The following is a 19,958-nucleotide window of genomic DNA, read 5'->3' on the forward strand; positions in this document are numbered from 1 at the left end:
GAGTGCGGACGATGAAACGGAACAGTGTTCCGGGTACGATACGGAACAGTGTTCCGGGCAGCAAGGGAGCGTGCGGTGGGAGTGCAGCGGGAACCGGTCCGGTCCGACGCCCGGCGCAGTCGTGCCGCCCTGCTCGAGGCCGCCGCGGCCGAGTTCGTGACCGCGGGCGTCGATGCGCCGGTCCGGGCGATCGCCGCCCGCGCGGGGGTCGGCGTGGGGACGGTCTACCGGCACTTCCCGACCCGGCCCGACCTGGTCGTCGCCGTCTACCGGCACCAGGTCGAGGGGTGCGCGACGGCCGCACGGACCTGCCTGGACGCCGGTCCGACGCCGTTCGACGCCCTCACGGCCTGGGTCGGGGAGTTCGTCGACCTGCTCGTCACCAAGCACGGGCTGGTCGCGATGCTCGTCCACGACGACGGCCGCTCCGCCGCGCTGCACGAGCTGTTCCTGGAGCGCCTGCTGCCGGCGGCGGAGGAGATCGTCCGGGCGGCGCGGGAGGCCGGGCAGCTGCCGTCCGACGTCACCGCCTACGAGGTGCTGCGGGGGATCGGCAACCTGTGCTTCGGTGCCGAGGACGACTCCGCCTACGACGCCCGCCGCGCCGTCGGCTTCTTCCTCGCGGGCCTCCGGGTTGCGTAACCGGAACAACGTTCCTATATTTCCGGAGGAGGCTCCGTTTCGAGCTCTCCACTCCGTCTCCCGAAGGAGCGCACCATCGTGGACTCCACGATCTCCCTCACCGTCGACGGCCGTCGCCACGAGCTGACGGTCGACACCCGGACCACCGTCCTCGACGCGCTGCGTGACCGGCTCGGCGTGACCAGCGCCAAGAAGGGCTGCGACCACGGCCAGTGCGGTGCGTGCACCGTCCTGCTGGCCGCACCCGGCGAACAGGGGCCGGGCCGCCGCGTGCTGTCCTGCCTCTCGCTCGCCGTCGCCCACGACGACGCCGCGGTCACCACCGCCGACGGCCTCGGCGCCGGTGCGGACCTGCACCCGCTCGCCGAGGCCTTCGTCGCGCACGACGCCTACCAGTGCGGCTACTGCACCCCCGGCCAGATCTGCTCGGCCGTCGGGATGCTGGACGAGGCCCGCGCCGGGCACCCCAGCGCGGTCACCGCCGACCTGTCCGGCGACGGACCGGCCGTGCTGGACCGCGCCGAGATCGCCGAGCGCCTGTCCGGGAACCTGTGCCGCTGCGCCGCCTACTCCGGCATCGTCGACGCCGTCGGTGCCGTGGCCACCGGGACGGGGGCGTCGCGGTGAAGCCGTTCGCCTACACCCGTCCCGGCGACGCCGCGGCTGCGGTCGCCGTCGTCTCCGCCGACCCGTCCGCCGCCTACCTGGCCGGCGGGACCAACCTCGTCGACCACCTCAAGCTGGGCCTGGTCGAGCCGGGCACGCTCGTCGACGTCACCGGTCTGCTGCCCACCGGGATCACCCCGACCCCCGACGGCGGCCTGTCCATCGGCGCGGGCGCCCGCAACACCGACGTCGCCGTGGACCCGCGGGTCCGGCGCGACTACCCGGCACTGTCCGCGGCGCTGCTCGCCGGGGCCTCGGGGCAGCTGCGCAACATGGCGACGACCGGCGGGAACCTGCTGCAGCGGACCCGCTGCTCCTACTTCGCCGACCTCACCGCGCCCTGCACCAAGCGCGACCCCGGGCAGGGCTGCTCCGCGCAGCACGGCTGGGCCCGCCACCACGCGATCCTCGGCGCACCCGAGGGCGGCTGCATCGCGACCCACCCGTCGGACATGGCGGTCGCGCTGGCCGCGTTCGACGCCCGCGTGCACGTCGTCGGCCCGGACGGGGAGCGCACCGTCGCCGCCACCGAGCTGCACCGGCTGCCCGGCGACGACCCGGGCCGCGACACCGTGCTGGAGCACGGGGAGCTGATCACCTCGGTCGAGCTGCCCGCGCTGCCGGTCGCCGCGCACTCCACCTACCGCAAGGTCCGCGACCGCGCCTCGTACGCGTTCGCGCTGGTGTCGGTCGCCGCGGCCCTCGACGTCGCCGACGACGGCACCGTCCGCGACGTGCGGATCGCCCTCGGCGGGGTCGCGCACCGGCCGTGGCGGGCGCACCGCGCGGAGCAGGCGCTGCTCGGCGGGCCCGCCACCGACGAGGCGTTCCGCGCCGCCGCGGCGGCCGAGACCGCCGACGCCCGCGCCGTCGACACCGCCGTCGGCGGCAACGCCTTCAAGATCCCGCTGGTGGCCGGCACGGTCACCGCCACCCTGCGCGGCCTCGCCGCGCACCGGACGGAGGCCGCATGACCAGCACCGTCACCCCCGGCACCACGACCGACGGCGCCGCGGGCACCTCGCACACCCGGATCGAGGGCCCCGCCAAGGTCACCGGCAACGCCGTCTACGCCTACGAGCAGGACGCGGTCGACCCGCTGCACCTGCGCGGCGTCGGCGCGACGGTCGCCCGCGGCCGGGTCCGCGCCGTCGACACCACCGCCGCGGCCGCGGTCCCCGGGGTGGTCGCGGTGCTCACCCCGGACACCGCGCCCCGGATCGACGGCAGCGCCACCCCCGAACAGACGGTGCTGCAGTCCGGCGAGGTGCACCACCGCGGCCAGTACGTCGCCGCCGTGCTCGCCGAGACCGCCGAGGCGGCCCGGGAGGCGGCGGGCCTGGTCGTCGTCACCTACGACGCCGAGCCGGCCACCACCGCGTTCGACCCGGCCTCGCCGGAGGCCTACACCCCCGAGGTCGTCGTCGCGTTCCCGCCGGACGCCACCACCGGCGACCCGGACGCCGCGTTCGCCGCGGCCCCGGTGCAGGTCGACGCCACCTACCGGACGCCGATCGAGTACCACCACCCGATGGAGCCGCACAGCACCGTCGCCCGCTGGGACGGCGACCACCTCACGCTGTTCGAGGCCTCGCAGGCGGTGTGGTCGGCCCGGCGCGAGGTCGCGCAGATGTTCGGTATCGGCGACGACGACGTCACCGTCGTCTCACCGCACGTCGGCGGCGGGTTCGGTACCAAGGGCACGCTGCACGGCGGGTCGGTGCTGGCCGTCGTCGCCGCCCGGGCGGTCCCCGGACGGTCGGTCAAGCTGGCGCTGACCCGCCGAGAGATGACCGACCTGACCGGCTACCGCCCGGCGACCGTGCAGCGGGTCCGGCTCGGTGCCGGGACCGACGGGCGGCTGCACTCCCTCGCCCACGACGTCGTCGAGTCCGGCGCGCGGATGGCCGAGTTCGGCGAGCCGACCGCAGTGATCAGCAGGCACCTCTACGCGTCGCCGCACCGGCGGACCTCGCACCGGGTCGTGCCGCTGGACCTGTCCACGCCGACGTACATGCGCGCACCCGGCGAGGCGCCCGGCAGCTTCGGCGCGGAGTCCGCGCTGGACGAGCTCGCCGTCGCGCTCGGGATCGACCCGGTCGAGCTGCGGATCCGCAACGAGCCCGACGTCGACCCCGACACCGGCAGGCCGTTCTCCAGCCGCAACCTCGTGGCCTGCCTGCGGCGCGGCGCCGAGCGGTTCGGCTGGGCCGACCGGGACCCGCGCCCGCGCACCCGGCTCGTCGACGGCTGGTGGCACGGCACCGGCGTCGCCGCCGCGTTCTTCCCGACCTTCGCGATGCCCGGCTCCGCCGCCGCGATCCGGTACGCCGACGGCGGTGCCGGTGCGCCGGGCCGCTACCGGGTGGACATCGCCGCGGCCGACATCGGGCAGGGCGCACGCACGGTGCTCACCCAGATCGCGGCCGAGGCGCTCGGGGTGCCGCCCGCGCAGGTCGACCTGAACCTCGGCGACACCGGGCTGCCGCACGCGACCATGGCCGGTGGGTCGGCGGGTACCGCGTCCTGGGCGACGGCGATCGTCGAGGCCGCCGACCGGTTCCGCGACAAGTGGGGCACCGACCCCGAGGACGCGGCGGAGGCCGACGGCGTCGCCGGGCACAACCCGGCGATGGCCGAGTACGCGATGGGGGCGCACGGGGCGCACTTCGTCGAGGTCGCGGTGCACGCCGACACCGGCGAGATCCGGGTGCCGCGGATGCTGGGGGTGTTCGCCGCGGGCCGCATCCTCAACCCGCTGACCGCGCGCTCGCAGTTCCTCGGCGGGATGGTGTGGGGGCTGTCGATGGCGCTGCACGAGGAGGGCGTCGTCGACCCGGCCCACGGGCACGTCGTCAACCACGACCTCGCCGGCTACCACGTGGCGGCGAACGCCGACGTCGGCGACATCGACGCCGAGTGGGTCGAGGAGGACGACCCGCACGTCAACCCGGTGGGCGCCAAGGGGATCGGGGAGATCGGGATCGTCGGGGTGGCCGCGGCCGTCGCGAACGCCGCCCACCACGCCACCGGCGTGCGGGTCCGGTCGCTGCCGATCACCCTGGAGCACTTCCTGGGGGTCTGAGCGCGAGCGCCAGGACCCGCTCGGCCCGCTCGGCGAGCCGCTGCGGGTCCTGGGCCGCCGTCGCCGCCCGCAGGCCCCGCGCGTCGAGGCCGCCGGGCACACCGAGGGTGTACCAGCGCTCCAGCAGGTCAACGGTCATCTCGGGGTGGAACTGCACGCCCACGCTGCGACCGGCCACGAACGCCTCGTGTCCGGCCCCGCCGGTGGCGAGCAGCTCCGCCCCGGGCGGCGCGACGAGCTGCTCGGCGTTCCAGCAGAACCACGGCCCGGCCGGGAGGCGGCCGTCGGCCGGGTCGACCGGGTGCCATCCGATCCGGGCGGCCGGCAGCGTCGTCCGGGAGCCGCCGAGCGCCTCGGCGAGGAGCTGGGCGCCGAAGCAGATCGCCAGCACCGGCACACCGGCGTCGTGCGCCCGGCGCAGGAACGCGACCTCACGGACCGCCCACCCCGCGATCCGCTCCCTCGGCCACGGCGCGCCGAGGGTGACCACCAGGCCGGCCCCCGTCGGGTCGGGGAACGCGGCGTCGACGTCCGGGGTGTCGTACCGGTCCGCGGGCACCACCGTCGTCCACTCCGGACGGATCCCGCGTCGTTCCAGGGCCGGTCCCAGCGCTCCGAGGCCGGCGACGTGGTCGTGGCCGATCACGATGGCGCGCACCGGCACATCGTGCCACCGCCCGGGTTTGTGCCGCGCGGTCGTGGGTAGTCCTCCGGCGGCCCGCGCCCGTGTGCGCACGGCGCCACCCCGGACTCCACCGCGTTCCCCGCGGCCGTCGGGTGGCCAGGGCTCCTCCGCGGTCGAACAGCCGGCCCCGCTTCCCGTATCACCTGCACGACCGACGGAGCCGTCGTTGATCCCGCACCACCCGAACTCCCCGGCCTCCCCGTTCACCGAGGGGCTGCGCCACCGCATGCGACTGGCGTGGCGGGCCGGCGCCGCAGCCGGCGCGGCCTGGTACCTCGCCACCCTCGTCCCCGGTGTGCTCGGCCAGTACCCCTACTACGCACCGCTCGGTGCCCTGCTCGTCTGCTACCCGACCGTCTTCGACTCGCTGCGCCAGAGCCTGCACGCCGTGCTCGCCACCGGGCTCGGTGTCGGTCTCGGCGCCGCCGCCCTGCACCTGGGCGGCGCGCAGTGGTGGGCGGTGGCCGCGGCTGTGCTGGCCGGGATCGCGGCGGGTGCCGTCCCCGTGCTGGCCACCGCCCGGGACCTGATCCCGACCGCGGCGTTGTTCACCATCCTCATCGGAGCCACCGACCCGTCCGGGTTCATGGCCGGCTACCTGGGGCAGACCCTGCTGGGGGTGCTCGTGGGGGTCGCGGTCACCCTGGTCCTGCCGCCCCCGCCGCAGAACGCCCGCGCGCACCGCGTGGTGGCGCGGCTGCGTGACGGCATCGCCGACCACCTGCAGGAGATGGCCGAGGTCCTGGCCGAGCAGTGGCCGCCGGAGCGCGAGGAGTGGACACGCCACCGCCACCACTTCGAGCCCCTGATCGACGCGACCCGGGAGGCGGTCCGTTCCGCCGACGCCGGCCGGCGGGCCAACCTGCGGGCACGTGCCTACCGGGCCCGCGGCCAGCAGCTCTACGAGGCCGCGCAGACCCTGGAGCAGCTCGCGGTGCTCGTCCGCGACATCAGCACGGTCCTGGCCCAGACGGCGTGGGCCGAGCGCACCGTGCTCGTCCTCGACCCCGCGCTGCGCACCCCGGTCGCGGAGGCGATGGGCGACCTGGCCACCGCGATCCGGTCGGCGGACCTCGCGCACCTGACCCGCGGCCCCGCACCCGCCGGGCTCGACGGGCACCGCCGCCACCTGGCCGCCGCCCGGGAAGCGCTGGACCGGGTCACCGACCGGCTCGACTCCCAGCGCGCGGGCTGGGAGGACAGCCTCGCCGCGTCGGGGATCGTGCTGCACCTGCGGCGTTGCCTGGACCACCTGCACGCCGGACCGGCCGACCGCAGCCCGGATCTGCATCCGGCGGACCGGTGACGTGTGGGCGGCCGCCGACGGGGTACGTCAGGTCCATGTCGGCGCTCGTACCCGGGGCGTACGCCGGCCCAGGTCCTGTCGGTTGAGATCCTGCAGCCGGCGGGGCCGCCCCCAACCCTGGACCGAGACCTGTCGGAAGGGCGTCGTCGGAGTTCCGCGCCGACGACGACGCCGAGCAGGGGTCAGTCCGCCAGCGGGCGGAACCGGCGCAGCCGCAGGCTGTTGAGCACCACGCACACCGAGCTGAACGCCATCGCCGCCCCCGCGATCATCGGGTTGAGCAGTCCGAACGCGGCCAGCGGGATCGCGGCCGTGTTGTAGGCGAACGCCCAGAACAGGTTGCCCCGGATCGTGCCCAGGGTGCGCCGGGAGAGCCGGACGGCGTCGGCCGCGGCCCGCAGGTCACCCCGGACCAGGGTGATGTCCGACGCCTCGATCGCCACGTCGGTGCCGGTGCCCATGGCCAGGCCCAGGTCGGCCCGGGCGAGCGCGGCCGCGTCGTTCACCCCGTCGCCGACCATCGCGACGACCCGGCCCTGCTCCTGGAGCCGCTCCACCACGGCGAGCTTGTCCGCGGGGAGCACGTCGGCGACGACGCTGTCCGGGCCGGGCTCGATGCCGACCTCACGGGCCACGGTCTCGGCGACGGCCCGGTTGTCCCCGGTGAGCAGCACCGGGCGCAGCCCGAGCCTGCGGAACTCCGCGATCGCCTCGGCCGACGTCGGCTTCACGGTGTCGGCGACGACGAACACGGCACGGGCGGCCCCGTCCCACGCGACGGCGACCGTCGTACGGCCCCGCGCGGCCTCGTCCGCGGCGACCGCGGCGAGGTCGTCCGGCAGCGGGACCGACCACTGCTCCAGCAGCCGCGGACGGCCGACGAGCACGGCGTGGCCGTCGACGACGCCCTGCACGCCGAGGCCCTCGTGGTTGGTGAAGTCCGTGACGGCCGGCAGGTCACCGACCCGCTCGGTCGCCGCACCGGCGATCGCGGCGGCCACCGGGTGCTCCGAGGCGCTCTCGAGGGCCCCGGCGAGGCGCAGCGCGGTCGCCTCGTCGGTGCCGTCGGCGGTGTGCACGCCGGTCAGCGCCATGGTCCCGGTGGTGACGGTGCCGGTCTTGTCGAGCACGACGGTGTCGACCCGCCGGGTGGACTCCAGGATCTCGGGGCCCTTGATCAGGATGCCGGTCTGGGCGCCGCGCCCGGTGCCGACCAGCAGCGCGGTCGGCGTGGCCAGCCCGAGCGCGCAGGGGCAGGCGATGATCAGTACGGCGACGGCGGCGGTGAACGCCGTCGAGGCGAGGGCGCCGGTCAGGATCCAGACCAGCAGCGTCGCGGCGGCGATCACGGCGACGACGGGCACGAACACCGCGGAGATCCGGTCGGCCAGGCGCTGGACCTCGGCCTTGCCGTTCTGCGCCTCCTCGACCAGCCGCGCCATCTGGGCGAGCGCGGTGTCCGAGCCGACCCGGGTGGCCCGCACGACGAGCCGCCCGCCGGAGTTCACGCACCCGCCGACGACGGTGTCCCCGGCCCGGACCTCGACCGGAACCGACTCACCGGTCAGCATCGAGACGTCGACCGCCGAGCGGCCGTCGACGACCTCGCCGTCGGTGGCGACCTTCTCCCCGGGGCGCACGACGAACTCCTCGCCCACGGCGAGGTCGTCGACGGCGACGCGCACCTCGGCGCCGTCGCGGAGCACCGTCACGTCCTTCGCGCCCATCTGCAGCAGCGCGCGCAGCGCGGCACCGGCCCGGCGCCGGGAGCGGAGCTCGACGTAGCGCCCGGCCAGCACGAACGTGACGACCGCGGCGACGACCTCCAGGTAGATGTTCCCGCTGCCGTCGGTGCGCGAGATCGTCAGCTCGAAGGGGTGCACCATGCCGGGCATCCCGGCGGTGCCGAGGAACAACGCGTAGAGCGACCAGGCGAGCGCGGCCGTCGTCCCCATCGAGACGAGGGTGTCCATCGTGGCGGCGCCGTGGCGCAGGTTCGTCCAGGCGGCGCGGTGGAACGGCGCGCCCGCCCAGCCCCAGACCGGCAGCGTCAGCAGCAGCGACACCCACTGCCAGCCGACGAACTGCCACGCGGGCGTCATCGCGAGGACGACGACCGGCACCGACAGCACGGCGGCGCCGATGAGCCGGTTCCGCAGGTCGCGCAGGTCGCGCTCGGGATCCTCGTCGGCTCCGGCGCTCGGCGGGGTGGCGGTGTAGCCGGCGGCCTCGACGGTCCCGAGCAGGGTGTCGAGCCCGACGCCGCCCGGGGCGCTGATCCGCGCCTTCTCGGTGGCGTAGTTGACGGTGGCGGTGACGCCGTCGAGCTTGTTGAGCTTGCGCTCGATGCGGTTGGCGCAGGACGCACAGGTCATGCCGCCGACGGCGAGCTCGATCTCGGTGACGGTGCTGCCCGCGCCGTTCTCGGCGACGGTCCCGGTCGCGGCTGCGCGGGGCAGGGCGGTGACGGGTCCGTGGGCCGGGGACGTGTCGCTCATGGTCGGTCCTCCGGGGGTGACCCGGCGCGGGTGGCGGTGGCGACCCGCGCCGGGTGGGTGGTCAGGGGTGCTCAGACGAGCTGGTAACCCGCCTCGTGCACGGCGTCACGGACGGCGTCGGGGGAGATCTCGTCGTCGCTGGTGACGGTGACGGCGCCGGTCGGCAGGTCGACGGCCACGTCGGTGACGCCGGCGATCTCGCTGATCTCCTCGGTGACCGAGGCGACGCAGTGCTGGCAGGTCATGCCGGTGACGGTGACGGTGTAGCTGGCGGTGCTCATCGTGCTCTCTCCCGTTCGGGGTTGGGGAACATCGGGGTTCAGGACCGGACCAGCCGGGCGATCGCCGCGCTGGCCTCCCGGATCTTCTCCTCGGCGACGGGGCCACCCTCGGTGGCGGCGTCGGCGACGCAGTGCTTCAGGTGCTCGTCGAGCAGACCCAGCGCGACGGCCTCGAGGGCCTTGTTGACCGCGGCGACCTGGGTCAGCACGTCGATGCAGTACTTGTCGGACTCGATCATCTTCGTGATGCCGCGGACCTGGCCCTCGATCCGGCGCATCCGCTTGACGTGCGCGTCCTTGGTGTCGGCGTAGCCGGGCATCGCGTCCTCCTCGGGGTCCACCGTCATCATACCCCTAGGGGGTAACGGTATCCACCGTGGCGGTAGCGTGCGGGGTGTGACGGACCGGACCCGGCTGCTCGTGCTCGTGCTGCCGGTGCTGCTCGGGCTGCTGGGGATGCACGCGCTCGCGGCGCCGCCCGCGTCCTCCGGTGTACACCACGCTCCCGCCGCCGCACCCGTCGTCACGCACGGGGGCACGCTCCACGACTCCCCGGGGCCGTCGCATCCCGGCCCGCACGGGGTCGCGCCCGCCGGGGAACCGGGGGCTGCGCATCCCGACCCGCACGGCGCGCCCCACGACGGGGCGTCGCACCTGCTGCACCTGTGCCTGGCCGTGCTCGCGGCCGGGGTCGTGCTGGCCGCGGCGGTGCTGCTGGCCGGGGTCGTGCCGCTGCCGTCGTCGCGGGGGCCGGCCGGTCCGGGGAGTCCGCGGACCGCACCGGCGGCCCGTCCGCCCCCGGTCCCGCGGCGGCTCGCGCTGCTCTGCGTGTCGCGGACGTGACCGGCCTCCGGCGCGGGAGAGCGCCGGAGCCGCCGAGCACCCACGACACGGGAGTACCGACACATGACACGCACGAACGTGGCGCTCGCCGCCACGGCACTGGCCGCCGCCCTCGTCCTGACCGGCTGTGCCGGCGGGGGAGCGTCCACCCCGCCCGCGGCCTCGTCGAGCAGCGCCGACGTCGCCTTCGCCCAGGGCATGATCCCGCACCACGAGCAGGCGGTCGCGATGGCGCGGCTCGCCGACGGCCGCGCCGGAGCCCGGGTGCGCGACCTCGCCGCCCGGATCGAGGCGGCCCAGGGCCCGGAGATCGGACGGCTCCAGGGGTTCCTGGCCGAGTGGGGCGCCGCGCCCGCCGCGGACCACCACGGCGGTCACGGCGACATGGCCGGGATGGCCGGGATGATGTCCGACGAGCAGATGGCCGCTCTGGGGCGCGCGTCCGGCGCAGCGTTCGACCGGTCGTTCCTCCAGATGATGATCGCCCACCACGAGGGGGCGGTGACCATGGCCCGCGCCGAGCTCGACGCCGGGGTGGACCCGCGGGCGCGGGAGCTGGCGCAGCGGATCGTCGACGCCCAGCAGGCGGAGATCGCGGAGATGCGGACGCTGCTGGGCTGAGCGGAGATCGTCACGGCTGAGGGGTCCGGTGCCGGGAACGGCACCGGACCCCTCGGACGCGGCGATCGTCGTCGCGATGTCAGGTGAACGAGATGTGCACGTGGTCCATGTGGTTCGCCGTCGCCCCGCCCCGGTCCTCCTGGGCCTTCCAGCCGCTGCCGGTGTCGATGCGCTGCTGCCAGATGATGTAGGAGATCCCGAGGTCGTCCCGGTTCTGCCGGGCGTAGGCGGCGAGCCGGTCGCCCGTCGCCTTGTCGACCATGAAGTCCAGGGCCTTGCCGCTGGGGTGGTCGGAGGCGTTGCCGCGGCTGCCGATGCCCAGCACGGAGTCGACGCCGAACAGGCAGCGCAGCTTCTCCCCGGCCGCCGCCACGTTCGCGGCGACGCCCTCCATGCCCGCGGTGCCCAGGGCACACGTGGTGGGCCCGGTCGGGCCGCCACCCGAGGGGGCGCCGGAGGTCCCGGCCGAGGACCGCGCGGAGTCGGCGGCGCGGGCGGCCGCATCCCGTGCCTCGCGCGCGGCGGCACGGGCGCGCTCGCGCGCCTCGTCGCGGGCCTTCACCGCGGAGCCGACCGCACCGTCCGCGGCGCCGACGATCGCGTCGACGTCGACCGGGGGCGGCGGCTCGGCCAGCGACCGGGCCGCGCCGGCGTGCGCCGTCGGCGTGGCCGGGACCGCGTCGGCGAGCGAGGCGTCCGCGGCCGGGGTGCTGAACGCCTGCAACGCGAGGTCGTCGACCCGGGGGAGCCCACCGCCCGTCGCGGCGTGCGCGGCGACGAGGCCGCCACCGGCGAGCGCGGAGGTGAGTGCCTGCAGGGTGCGGGCCCGCCCCGCGCGGCGGTGCCTCCCGCCCCGCTCCGGGCCGAGGTCACGGGTGACGACGGTCGTCGACGGCAGGGGTCGGCTCGGGTCGGTCCGGCTCGGGGAGCGCCGGGCCGCCACGGAGCCGGGGATGTTCCTCGGCACGCAGGGCGTCCTTCCTCGTCGGAGACGGCTGCGCCCGGGTGCCTGGGGAGCGGGGCGCGCGGGTCCTGCTGGGGATCAGGACCGTGACCGTTCCGTGATCGACCGTACGGATCGGGTTGTCCGCGTGGGGCCGGTCCGCGACCACCGGCCGTCGCGGTGCTGCGAGTGGCGTGCCGCTCGGCCGGAAGGATCAACCGTGATCCACCTGTTGCCGAGGTCGGTCAGACGTCCTGGACGTCCCAGGTGCCCGCGGCGTAGTCGAGGGTGACCCGCAGGGCGCCACCGTCGCCGTGGCTGACGTAGACGAGCCGGTCGTCGGTGGCCTCGGCCACCTCGGTCCGCGCGTCGTACAGCCAGGGGTGGCGCCTGCGCAGGCCGATCAGCTCCTGGTGCACGGCCAGGACGTGCGGGTCGGCGCCGGAGGGGAGGGACCCGTCGGCGGGGAACTCGGGGCGGACCGCGTCGTCGCCGCCTGCCCGCTCCTCCTTGACCCCGGTCAGACCGAGCTCGTCGCCGGCGTACACCGACGGCGTGCCGCCGACCGTGCACAGCACGGCGACGGCGAGCTCGATGTGGCGGCGGTCGTGCAGCTGCGACGCGAGCCGGGTGACGTCGTGGTTGCCGACGAAGGTGTTCGGCACCGCGGCGGCGACGAACCGGTCGTGGCGCTGCAGCGCCCACGCCAGCTCGTGCGGGTTGCCGTCGTTGAGGCTCGACCAGATCGCCTTCCACAGCTCGTACTGGGTGAGCGCGTCGATCGTGGTGGCGGCGGTGACCGCGTCGTGCTCGCCGTGGATGACCTCGCCGAGGAACCAGGCGTCCGGGTGGCGCTCGCGGACGCGGGGGAGCACGTCGGCCCAGAAGTCGTCGGGGACGGTGTAGGCGGCGTCGAGCCGCCACCCGTCGGCGCCGCGGTCGAGCCAGTGGCACAGCACGTCGGTGACGTGGTCGCGGACGGCGGGGTTGTCGTGGTCGAGGGTGTGCAGGCCGGGGTGGCCCTCGAAGACGGCGATCTCCCCGTCGTCGGTGTGCCGGAACCAGGCGTCGTCCGGCCCGCCGGGGTCGGCGCGGGCGGCGAGCAGCCGCGGGTGCTCGGGGCCGACGTGGTTGAACACGCCGTCGAGGAGGATCCGCAGGCCGCGTCCCTTCGCCTCCGCGACGAGCGCGTCGAAGTCGGCGTCGGTCCCCAGGCGCGGGTCGATCCGCAGGTGGTCGGTGGTGTCGTAGCCGTGGGTGGCCGAGGCGAACACCGGGCCGAGCAGCAGTCCGTTCGCCCCCAGCGCGACGGCGTGGTCGAGCCAGCCGATGATCCGCCGCAGCGAGTGGTCCGCGCCGTCGCCGCGGTCGGGGTGGGCCCCGGTGAACCCCAGCGGGTACACGTGCCACCAGATCGCATGCCGTACCCAGTCCATCCGCGCGACCCTAGTCGTCGAACGGGTCCCCGGCCCGCGCCCCGCCGAGCGCGCGGAGCAACGAGGCGAACCCGGCCGCCACGTGCTCCTCGGTCGCGACGGCGGCCCGGTCGGCGTCGCCGTCGGTCACCGCGTCGAGGATCGCCCGGTGCTCGGCGGCCGAGGCGGCGGCGCGGTCGTCGTCGTGCAGGGTCAGGTCCCACGGGAACGCCTGCCACAGCGCGGCGATCCGCTCCGGCAGCGCGGGCACGCCGCACCGGTCGTAGAGCAGGAAGTGGAACTCGCGGTTCCGCTCGCGGGCGGCGGCCGGGTCGTCGGCGGGGCGGTCGAGGACGGCACGGGCCCGGGCGAGGTCGTGCCGCGAGACCCGCGGCGTCGCGCGGCGGACCGCGTGGGCCTCGGTGAGCCGGCGCACCACGTAGGTCGCGGTCACCCGGTCCACGTCGACGCCGGCGACCCGCACCCCGCGGTGGTGCTCGGCGACGACCAGCCCCTCGGCGGACAGCAGGCTCAGCGCCTCGCGGACCGGGGTGATGGACGCGCCGAAGCGGCGGGCCAGCTCGTCCTGGCGCAGCGGCGTCCCGCGGGCGAGGCCGCCGCCGAGGATGTCGCGGCGCAGCTCGTCGACGATCCGGTCCCGCTTGGTGCTCACCGCTCGTCGAGCCAGGCGAGGACGGCGTCGGTGTGCTCGCCGACGGCCGGGACGGGATCCATCCGCGCGGTCCGTCCGGCGACGGTGATCGGCGGCTGCAGTGCGCGCAGCGGCCCGACCGGGCTGCCGACCTCGGTCCACCGGTCGCGCGCGGCGAGCTGCGGGTGCTCCAGCACCTCGCCGACCTCGCGCTGCCGGGCGTGCGCGATCCGCGCCTCCACCAGCCGCGCGACGAGCTCGTCGCCGGTCAGGCCCGTGAGCACGGTGTCGATCTCGGCGTGCAGGTCGGGTCGGTTCTCCACGCGGGCCCGGCCGCTCGCGAACCGCGGGTCGGTCGCGACCTCCGGGCGTCCCAGCACGACCTCGCAGAACGTCGCCCACTCCCGTTCGTTCTGGATCGACAGGACGACGTCGGTGCCGTCCCCGGCGGAGAAGGTGCCGTACGGGGCGATCGCGGCGTGGCTGGTGCCGGTCCGCTGCGGGGCGGTGCCGCCATAGCCGGCGTAGTAGAGCGGGTAGCCCATCCACTCCACCAGCGAGTCGAACAGGCTGACCTCCAGGTCGGTGCCCTGCCCGGTGCGTTCCCGCTCGTAGAGCGCGGACAGGATGCCCGAGAAGGCGTACATGCCGGCGCCGATGTCGGCGGCCGGGATGCCGCTCTTCGCGGGCGCGTCCTCGGTGCCGGTGATCGAGACCAGCCCGGCCTCGGACTGGATGAGCAGGTCGTAGGCCTTGGCGTCGCGGTACGGGCCGGACGAGCCGTAGCCGGAGATCGAGCAGGTCACCAGCCGCGGGTACCGCTCGCGCAGCGCCGCGGCGCCGAGCCCGAGCCGCTCGGCGGCGCCCGGGGCGAAGTTCTGCACGAACACGTCGGCCCGGTCCAGCAGCCGCAGCATCGTGGCGCGGCCGTCGGCGGACTTGAGGTCGAGGGTGACCGACTCCTTGGACCGGTTCAGCCACACGAAGTGGCTGGACATGCCGTGGACGGTCTCGTCGTAGTCGCGGGCGAAGTCGCCCGAGCCCTCGCGTTCGATCTTGATGACGCGGGCGCCGAGGTCGGCGAGGTGCCGGGTCGCCAGCGGGGCGGCGACGGCCTGCTCGCAGGACACGACGAGCAGCCCGTCCAGGGGGAGCGCCATCAGATGCTCCGCCCGCCGTCGACGGGCAGGACGACGCCGGTCAGGAACGCGGCGGCGTCGGAGGCGAGGAACACCGCGGCGTCGGCGACGTCACCCGCGTCCGCGAGCCGGGCCAGCGGGATGCCCGCGACGAAGCGCTCGCGGGCGGCCTCGGGGTCCTCGGTACCGAGGAACTTCGGCAGCATCGGGGTGTCGGTGGCGACCGGGGCCAGGCAGTTGACCCGGATGTCGGGCGCGAGCTCCAGGGCCAGGGTCCGGGCGAGGTGGTTGGCGGCGGCCTTGGACGAGGCGTAGGCGCCGAACCCGGGACGGGTCCGCTCGCCCATCACCGAGCCGGTGATCGTGATCGCGCCGCCGCCGGTGCGCCGCATCGCGGGCACCGCGGCCCGAACGCCGAGCCAGACGCCCTTCACGTTGACGTCGAAGATCGCCGAGAACTCCTCGGGGTCGGCGTCGAGCGCGGGGACGGGGAATCCGGTGAGCCCGGCGTTGCAGGACAGCAGGTCCAGCCGGCCGAACGCGGCCTCGGCCCGCTCGACGGCGGCGGCGTTCGCCGCGGCGTCGGTGACGTCGACCCGGAGTCCGACCGCCCGCTCACCGAGCTCGGCGGCGGCGCGCTCCGCCGCCTGCCCGTCCAGGTCGGCGACGACGACCGACGCCCCCTGTTCGACGAACCGCCCGGCCGTGGCCCGGCCGATGCCGGACGCACCCCCGGTGACGATCGCGACCTTGCCCTGCAGTGCGCCCGCGGCCATGACGGCTCCTCGACGTCGAGACGGTGCCTGATCACCGGAATAATGCACGATCCGGCGAGATCATGCATCCTCGAGGTCGAGCCGCGTCGATCAGCACGTTGCGGCCCCGGTGGGGCGGAGACGTGCTGATCGGATCGGCCGCGCGGTCCTCAGCCGACGGCGCGGGCGGCGGCGACGAAGTCGCGGACGCGGGCGTGGTCCTTCACGCCGCGGGACGACTCGACGCCGCTGGAGACGTCGACGCCCCAGGGACGGACGCGGCGCACCGCGGTGGCGACGGTGTCCGGGTCCAGCCCGCCCGCGAGCAGCCACCTCCCGGCCGGTCGCGGGTCGAGCGCCTCGGCGTCCCAGCGCTCGCCGGACCCGGCGACGGGGGAGTCGAGCAGCAGCACGTCCTCGCCGTACAGGCCCACGGTGAGGTCGGGGTCGTGGGCCAGCGAGGTCGCCCGCCACAGGGTGATCGGCGCGCGGGCGGCCGCGGTGAAGTCGTCGCGGGTGTAGCGGCCGTGCAGCTGCAGCACGTCGGCGCCGGCGTCGGCGGTCACCGCCGCGGCCCGGTCGGCGGGCAGGTCGGCGACGACGACGACCGACCGCACGCCGTCCGGCACCCGGGCGACGAGCGCGCCGAGGTCGGCCGGGTCGACGTGGCGGGGGCTCGGCGGGTACACGACGAACCCGACCGCGTCGGCGCCGGCGGCCACGGCCGCGTCGACGTCACCGGGGGTCCGCAGCCCGCACACCTTGACGAACACGCGCCCGACCCTACGGGGCGCCCGGCCTCAGAGCTCGAGCACCAGCCGCGGCGACCGGGAGCGCGACACGCACAGCATCATCACCTCGTTCGACGCCTGCTCCTCCTCGGTGAGCAGCGAGTCCCGGTGGTCCGGCTCGCCGGCGAGGACCCCGGTCTCGCACGTCCCACAGGTCCCCTCCCGGCACGAGGACAGCGTCGCGATCCCCGCGCCCTCCAGGGCGTCGAGGATCGAGCAGCCCGCCGGGACGGCGACGACCGTCCCCGACCCCGACAGCTCCACCTCGAACGCCTCGTCCGGGCCGTCGAGCGCGCCGGGCCGGGCGGAGAACCGCTCGACGTGCACCGGCACGCCGAGACGCTCGCCCTCGGCCTCGACGGCGGCCAGCAGCCCCTCCGGCCCGCAGCAGTACACGGGCCGCCCGGCGGCCGCGGCCAGGATCCCGGCGACGTCGAGCAGCCCGGCCTCGTCCTGCGGCACCAGGGTCACCCGGTCGGGGTGACGCCCGGCGAGCTCGGTGAACGCCATCGACGCCCGGCTGCGCCCGCCGTGGACGAGCCGCCAGTCCGCGCCCGCGGCGTGCGCCGCCGCGATCATCGGGACCAGCGGGGTGATGCCGATCCCGCCGGCGACGAACACGTAGCCCGGGGCGTCGACGAGTGCGAACCGGTTGCGCGGCCCGCGGACGAGCACCGTGTCGCCCTCGGCGACGACGTCGTGCACGTGCGCCGAGCCGCCCCGCCCGGTGGGTTCGCGCAGCACCGCGACCCGGTAGACCGAGCGCTCGCCCGGGTCCCCGCACAGCGAGTACTGCCGGACGAGGTCCGCGGTCAGGACGAGGTCGAGGTGCGCACCGGGCGTCCACTCCGGGAGCTCGGCGCCGGACGGGTCGCGCAGGGTCAGCAGCACGACATCGTCGGCGAGGAGCTCCTTCTTCTCCACCACCAGGTGCAGCTCGAGGTCGGTCACGACGTACTCCAGGTCTCGTGGTCCACCGGGCAGCCCAGCAGCCAGTCCCACAACGGCACCGGGTCGTCGAAGACGCGTTCGGCGCCGCAGTGGCACACCGCGCGCAGCAGGTCGGTGCCCAGCACCCAGTGGATGCGCTGGACACGGTGCCCGTGCAGGACGGGCGGGGCCTCGGGGATCGCGCTCACCGGGCGGGCGCCGGGGACGGGACCGCCGGTGCCGCGCCGGCCATCCGGGCGAGCATCCGGCGCGCGGCGAGCCCGCCGGTGTCGATGTTGACCGACAGCTCCTGGTAGCCCGCCGGCTCGGTCGCGATCACCTTCTCCAGCACGTCGAGCGCCTCGACGTCCTGCAGCACGACGGTGCGGTTCTGCTCGGCGAGGAACGCCGAGACCTCGACGTCGGCGAGGGCGAAGTCGCGCGCGACCATCCAGAAGTCGTGTGTGGAGTGCTCGGTCTCCGGGGTGATCGCGTAGACGACCTCCACGTGGAAGGCGTCCGGGTCGGAGCCGTCGGCGTGCGGGACCGAGCCGACCGGCGCGATCCGGGAGTGCAGCTTGTACAGGCACGGCGGGGTGTACTCGATGTCCTGCCAGCGCGAGATCCGCCCGGACAGACCGGTGGAGCGCTCGTAGAACGGCGGGCACTCGGCGTCGGCCATGTGCCGCGAGACGTAGACGACGCCGGCGTCCTCGTCGACCTCGGTGGAGATCGGGGTGGCGGCGACCTCCGGGGTGCCGATGTAGCCGCCGTGCAGGTAGGTCTCGTGCGACAGGTCGAGCAGGTTGTCCACCAGCAGCGAGAACCGTGCGGCCAGCGGCTCCATCCCGCGCACCGTGGTCCACGCGGCGTCGTCGAGGTAGGTCGCGCGGGGGATGCGCAGGGGGTCGACGCGCTCCGGGTCCCCGATCCAGACCCAGATCAGCGAGTCCTGCTCGACGACGGGGTAGGCCGCCAGCCGGGCCGTGCGCGGCACCCGGTTCTGCCCCGGCACCGCCACGCACTTCCCGTCCGCGCCGTAGGTGAAGCCGTGGTAGCCGCAGACGACGGTGTCGCCGACGAGCCGGCTCGGTGCCTGGGACAGCGGGAACCGGCGGTGCACGCAGCGGTCGGCGTGCGCGGTGACCTGGCCGGCCTCGGTGCGCCAGAACAGGATCGGCTCGTCGCAGATCGTGCGGCCGAACAGCTCGCGGCCGATCTCGGCGGAGTAGGCGGCGACGTACCACTGGTCGCGGGGGATCGAGCTCATGCGGGGACTCCCTGGGTGGTGGGGGTGTCGGATCGGCGGAGCAGCAGGACGAGGGCGGCCGCGCCGACGAACACGCCCGCGAAGAGCAGGTAGAGCGACTGCGGGGTCGCGCCACCGTCGAGCAGCGCCCCGGCCAGGGTCGGCGCGAGGATCGCCCCGGACCGGCCGACCGCGAGCGCGGTGCCGACGCCGGTGGTGCGCACGTCGGCGCCGTAGGAGGTCGGTGCCATCGCGTACAGCCCGGCGACGCAGCCGTTGACGAACAGCCCGACCAGCGCGGCGACGACGAACGCCACCGCGAGCGAGGAGGTGCTGGCGATGAACACGGCCAGCAGCACCGCGGTGGCCAGCAGGTATCCGGCGAGCACGTGCCGCAGCGCGAACCGGGCGGCGAGCAGGCCGAGCCCGGCGGCACCGAAGATGCCGCCGACGTTGAGCAGGGTGCCGCCGGCGATGCCCGCGTCCGGGGAGAGCCCGGCCTCGACCAGCAGGGTCGGCGTCCAGCTGGTGACGAAGTAGAACCCGGCCATCACGCAGAAGAAGCTGATCCAGAGCAGCACCGTGGTGCGGCGCAGCGCCGGGCGCAGCAGCGCCCCGTACCCCGCGGCGACGCCGGTCCGCACCGGGGCGCCGTCGGGGAGGGCGGGCAGCGCCGCGTGCCCCATCCGCGCCAGCAGCGCGTTGACCCGCTCCAGCGCCCCGGCCGGGCGGCGCACGAGCAGGAAGTCCAGGGACTCCGGCAGCCGCCACCAGACCAGCGGGACCGCGGCCAGGGTCGCCAGGCCCCCGGCGAGGAACACCGAGCGCCAGCCGAACTGCCCGATCAGCGTGGCCGCGAGCACGCCGCCGAGGACGGCCCCGATCGCGTAGCCGGTGGAGTTCAGGCTGACCGCGAGCCCCCGCCAGCGGGCCGAGGCGTACTCCGCGGCGACGACGTTGCTGGTGGCGAGGATGCCGCCGACACCGAGCCCGGTGACCAGCCGCAGCGCGCCGAGCTGACCGGGGGACTGCGCCGCGGCCGAGCCCAGCATGGCGAGGCCCGCCACGACCAGGCAGCCGAGCACGATCGGCCGCCGCCCGACGCGGTCGGCCCACGGTCCGATGAGGACCGAACCGGCGGCCATGCCGACCAGGCCCGCGGACAGGAGCAGCCCGAGCTGGCTGCCGGACAGGTCCCACTCGGTGGCGACCGAGCGGCCCGTGAAGGCCATGACCAGCACGTCGAAGCCGTCGAGCACGTTGAGCAGGACGCACGCCGCGACCGCGCCCCACTGGTACCGGGACATCGGTGCGTCGTCGAGCAGGCGGCGGACGGTGTCCGCCGCGGGGGGTGGGCGCATGGTGGGACTCCGTCGTCTCCGCGCGGTCGTGGTGGTGCAGCGAGGATGCGGGGCGACGAAGGCCGCGCCGTACGTTCCTTCCGGAGAATGGAAGGG

Annotated in this window: 21 protein-coding genes; 7 read left to right on the forward strand and 14 right to left on the reverse strand. The window is 75.4% G+C overall.

Annotated features, from left to right (window positions below; genetic code table 11):
* Positions 1-75: 75 nt before the first annotated feature.
* From KPF22_RS09380 to KPF22_RS09395, 4 genes are all read left to right on the forward strand, one after another.
* Positions 76-642, forward strand: coding sequence for a TetR/AcrR family transcriptional regulator (locus KPF22_RS09380; RefSeq protein ID WP_208821038.1), 567 nt, complete (start codon positions 76-78; stop codon positions 640-642).
* A gap of 78 nt (positions 643-720) precedes the next feature.
* Positions 721-1,269 (forward strand): 2Fe-2S iron-sulfur cluster-binding protein, encoded by a 549-nt coding sequence (locus tag KPF22_RS09385; protein WP_208821036.1) that lies wholly within the window; start codon positions 721-723, stop codon positions 1,267-1,269.
* Positions 1,266-2,282 (forward strand): xanthine dehydrogenase family protein subunit M, encoded by a 1,017-nt coding sequence (locus KPF22_RS09390; RefSeq protein ID WP_208821034.1) that lies wholly within the window; start codon positions 1,266-1,268, stop codon positions 2,280-2,282. Before KPF22_RS09385 ends, KPF22_RS09390 begins: the two co-directional genes overlap by 4 nt.
* Complete coding sequence (locus KPF22_RS09395; protein ID WP_224401771.1) at positions 2,279-4,393, forward strand: xanthine dehydrogenase family protein molybdopterin-binding subunit; 2,115 nt, start codon at positions 2,279-2,281, stop codon at positions 4,391-4,393. The genes KPF22_RS09390 and KPF22_RS09395 overlap by 4 nt, the downstream gene beginning before the upstream one ends.
* Here the strand turns inward: KPF22_RS09395 and KPF22_RS09400 are convergent.
* Positions 4,365-5,051 carry a gamma-glutamyl-gamma-aminobutyrate hydrolase family protein gene (locus KPF22_RS09400; RefSeq protein WP_224401772.1) on the reverse strand — a complete coding sequence of 229 codons (687 nt, stop codon included), beginning with the start codon at positions 5,049-5,051 and terminating at the stop codon, positions 4,365-4,367. The two genes, KPF22_RS09395 and KPF22_RS09400, sit on opposite strands and share 29 nt — an antisense overlap.
* A gap of 193 nt (positions 5,052-5,244) precedes the next feature.
* Here KPF22_RS09400 and KPF22_RS09405 point away from each other — a divergent pair, with 193 nt between their 5' ends.
* The gene (locus KPF22_RS09405) at positions 5,245-6,384 is read left to right on the forward strand and encodes an FUSC family protein (RefSeq protein ID WP_208821028.1); all 1,140 of its coding nucleotides are present in this window, start codon (positions 5,245-5,247) and stop codon (positions 6,382-6,384) included.
* A gap of 182 nt (positions 6,385-6,566) precedes the next feature.
* On the opposite strand, the gene KPF22_RS09410 is transcribed toward KPF22_RS09405, so the two are convergent.
* The 3 genes from KPF22_RS09410 to KPF22_RS09420 form a co-directional block, all read right to left on the reverse strand.
* Positions 6,567-8,759 (reverse strand): cation-translocating P-type ATPase, encoded by a 2,193-nt coding sequence (locus KPF22_RS09410; RefSeq protein ID WP_224402403.1) that lies wholly within the window; start codon positions 8,757-8,759, stop codon positions 6,567-6,569.
* A 194-nt stretch (positions 8,760-8,953) separates the two neighbouring features.
* The gene (locus tag KPF22_RS09415; protein WP_224401773.1) at positions 8,954-9,163 is read right to left on the reverse strand and encodes a heavy-metal-associated domain-containing protein; all 210 of its coding nucleotides are present in this window, start codon (positions 9,161-9,163) and stop codon (positions 8,954-8,956) included.
* A 38-nt stretch (positions 9,164-9,201) separates the two neighbouring features.
* Positions 9,202-9,483: a metal-sensitive transcriptional regulator gene (locus KPF22_RS09420; protein ID WP_073577472.1), complete on the reverse strand. Its 282-nt coding sequence runs from the start codon at positions 9,481-9,483 to the stop codon at positions 9,202-9,204.
* 76 nt (positions 9,484-9,559) lie between these two features.
* On the opposite strand from KPF22_RS09420, the gene KPF22_RS09425 reads away from it, so the two are divergent.
* Both KPF22_RS09425 and KPF22_RS09430 read left to right on the forward strand, forming a co-directional pair.
* Complete coding sequence (locus tag KPF22_RS09425) at positions 9,560-10,006, forward strand: DUF6153 family protein (protein WP_208821022.1); 447 nt, start codon at positions 9,560-9,562, stop codon at positions 10,004-10,006.
* Between the two features lie 63 nt (positions 10,007-10,069).
* Entirely contained in the window at positions 10,070-10,627 is a 558-nt protein-coding gene (locus tag KPF22_RS09430; RefSeq protein WP_208821020.1) for a DUF305 domain-containing protein, read from the forward strand.
* A 79-nt stretch (positions 10,628-10,706) separates the two neighbouring features.
* Here KPF22_RS09430 and KPF22_RS09435 read toward each other — a convergent pair whose 3' ends face one another.
* The 10 genes from KPF22_RS09435 to KPF22_RS09480 all read right to left on the reverse strand — a co-directional run bounded on the left by KPF22_RS09435 (position 10,707) and on the right by KPF22_RS09480 (position 19,862).
* Complete coding sequence (locus KPF22_RS09435) at positions 10,707-11,594, reverse strand: hypothetical protein (protein WP_224401774.1); 888 nt, start codon at positions 11,592-11,594, stop codon at positions 10,707-10,709.
* Between the two features lie 221 nt (positions 11,595-11,815).
* Positions 11,816-13,006, reverse strand: a complete 1,191-nt coding sequence (locus tag KPF22_RS09440) for an alpha-amylase family glycosyl hydrolase (RefSeq protein WP_224401775.1) — start codon at positions 13,004-13,006, stop codon at positions 11,816-11,818.
* A gap of 10 nt (positions 13,007-13,016) precedes the next feature.
* Positions 13,017-13,658, reverse strand: coding sequence for a GntR family transcriptional regulator (locus KPF22_RS09445; RefSeq protein ID WP_224401776.1), 642 nt, complete (start codon positions 13,656-13,658; stop codon positions 13,017-13,019).
* Positions 13,655-14,797 (reverse strand): CaiB/BaiF CoA-transferase family protein, encoded by a 1,143-nt coding sequence (locus tag KPF22_RS09450; RefSeq protein ID WP_208821014.1) that lies wholly within the window; start codon positions 14,795-14,797, stop codon positions 13,655-13,657. Before KPF22_RS09450 ends, KPF22_RS09445 begins: the two co-directional genes overlap by 4 nt.
* Positions 14,797-15,552, reverse strand: coding sequence for an SDR family oxidoreductase (locus tag KPF22_RS09455; RefSeq protein ID WP_208821012.1), 756 nt, complete (start codon positions 15,550-15,552; stop codon positions 14,797-14,799). The genes KPF22_RS09450 and KPF22_RS09455 overlap by 1 nt, the downstream gene beginning before the upstream one ends.
* A gap of 149 nt (positions 15,553-15,701) precedes the next feature.
* The gene (locus tag KPF22_RS09460; RefSeq protein WP_208821010.1) at positions 15,702-16,304 is read right to left on the reverse strand and encodes a phosphoribosylanthranilate isomerase; all 603 of its coding nucleotides are present in this window, start codon (positions 16,302-16,304) and stop codon (positions 15,702-15,704) included.
* Between the two features lie 27 nt (positions 16,305-16,331).
* Positions 16,332-17,273 (reverse strand): PDR/VanB family oxidoreductase, encoded by a 942-nt coding sequence (locus KPF22_RS09465; protein ID WP_224401777.1) that lies wholly within the window; start codon positions 17,271-17,273, stop codon positions 16,332-16,334.
* Positions 17,270-17,461 (reverse strand): hypothetical protein, encoded by a 192-nt coding sequence (locus KPF22_RS09470; RefSeq protein WP_073577386.1) that lies wholly within the window; start codon positions 17,459-17,461, stop codon positions 17,270-17,272. The genes KPF22_RS09465 and KPF22_RS09470 overlap by 4 nt, the downstream gene beginning before the upstream one ends.
* Positions 17,458-18,522 (reverse strand): aromatic ring-hydroxylating dioxygenase subunit alpha, encoded by a 1,065-nt coding sequence (locus KPF22_RS09475; protein WP_208821008.1) that lies wholly within the window; start codon positions 18,520-18,522, stop codon positions 17,458-17,460. Before KPF22_RS09475 ends, KPF22_RS09470 begins: the two co-directional genes overlap by 4 nt.
* Positions 18,519-19,862, reverse strand: a complete 1,344-nt coding sequence (locus KPF22_RS09480) for an MFS transporter (RefSeq protein WP_208821005.1) — start codon at positions 19,860-19,862, stop codon at positions 18,519-18,521. The genes KPF22_RS09475 and KPF22_RS09480 overlap by 4 nt, the downstream gene beginning before the upstream one ends.
* Between the last annotated feature and the right edge of the window lie 96 nt (positions 19,863-19,958).

The organism is Pseudonocardia sp. ICBG1034 (genome assembly GCF_020131375.1).
GTDB lineage: Bacteria > Actinomycetota > Actinomycetes > Mycobacteriales > Pseudonocardiaceae > Pseudonocardia > Pseudonocardia alni.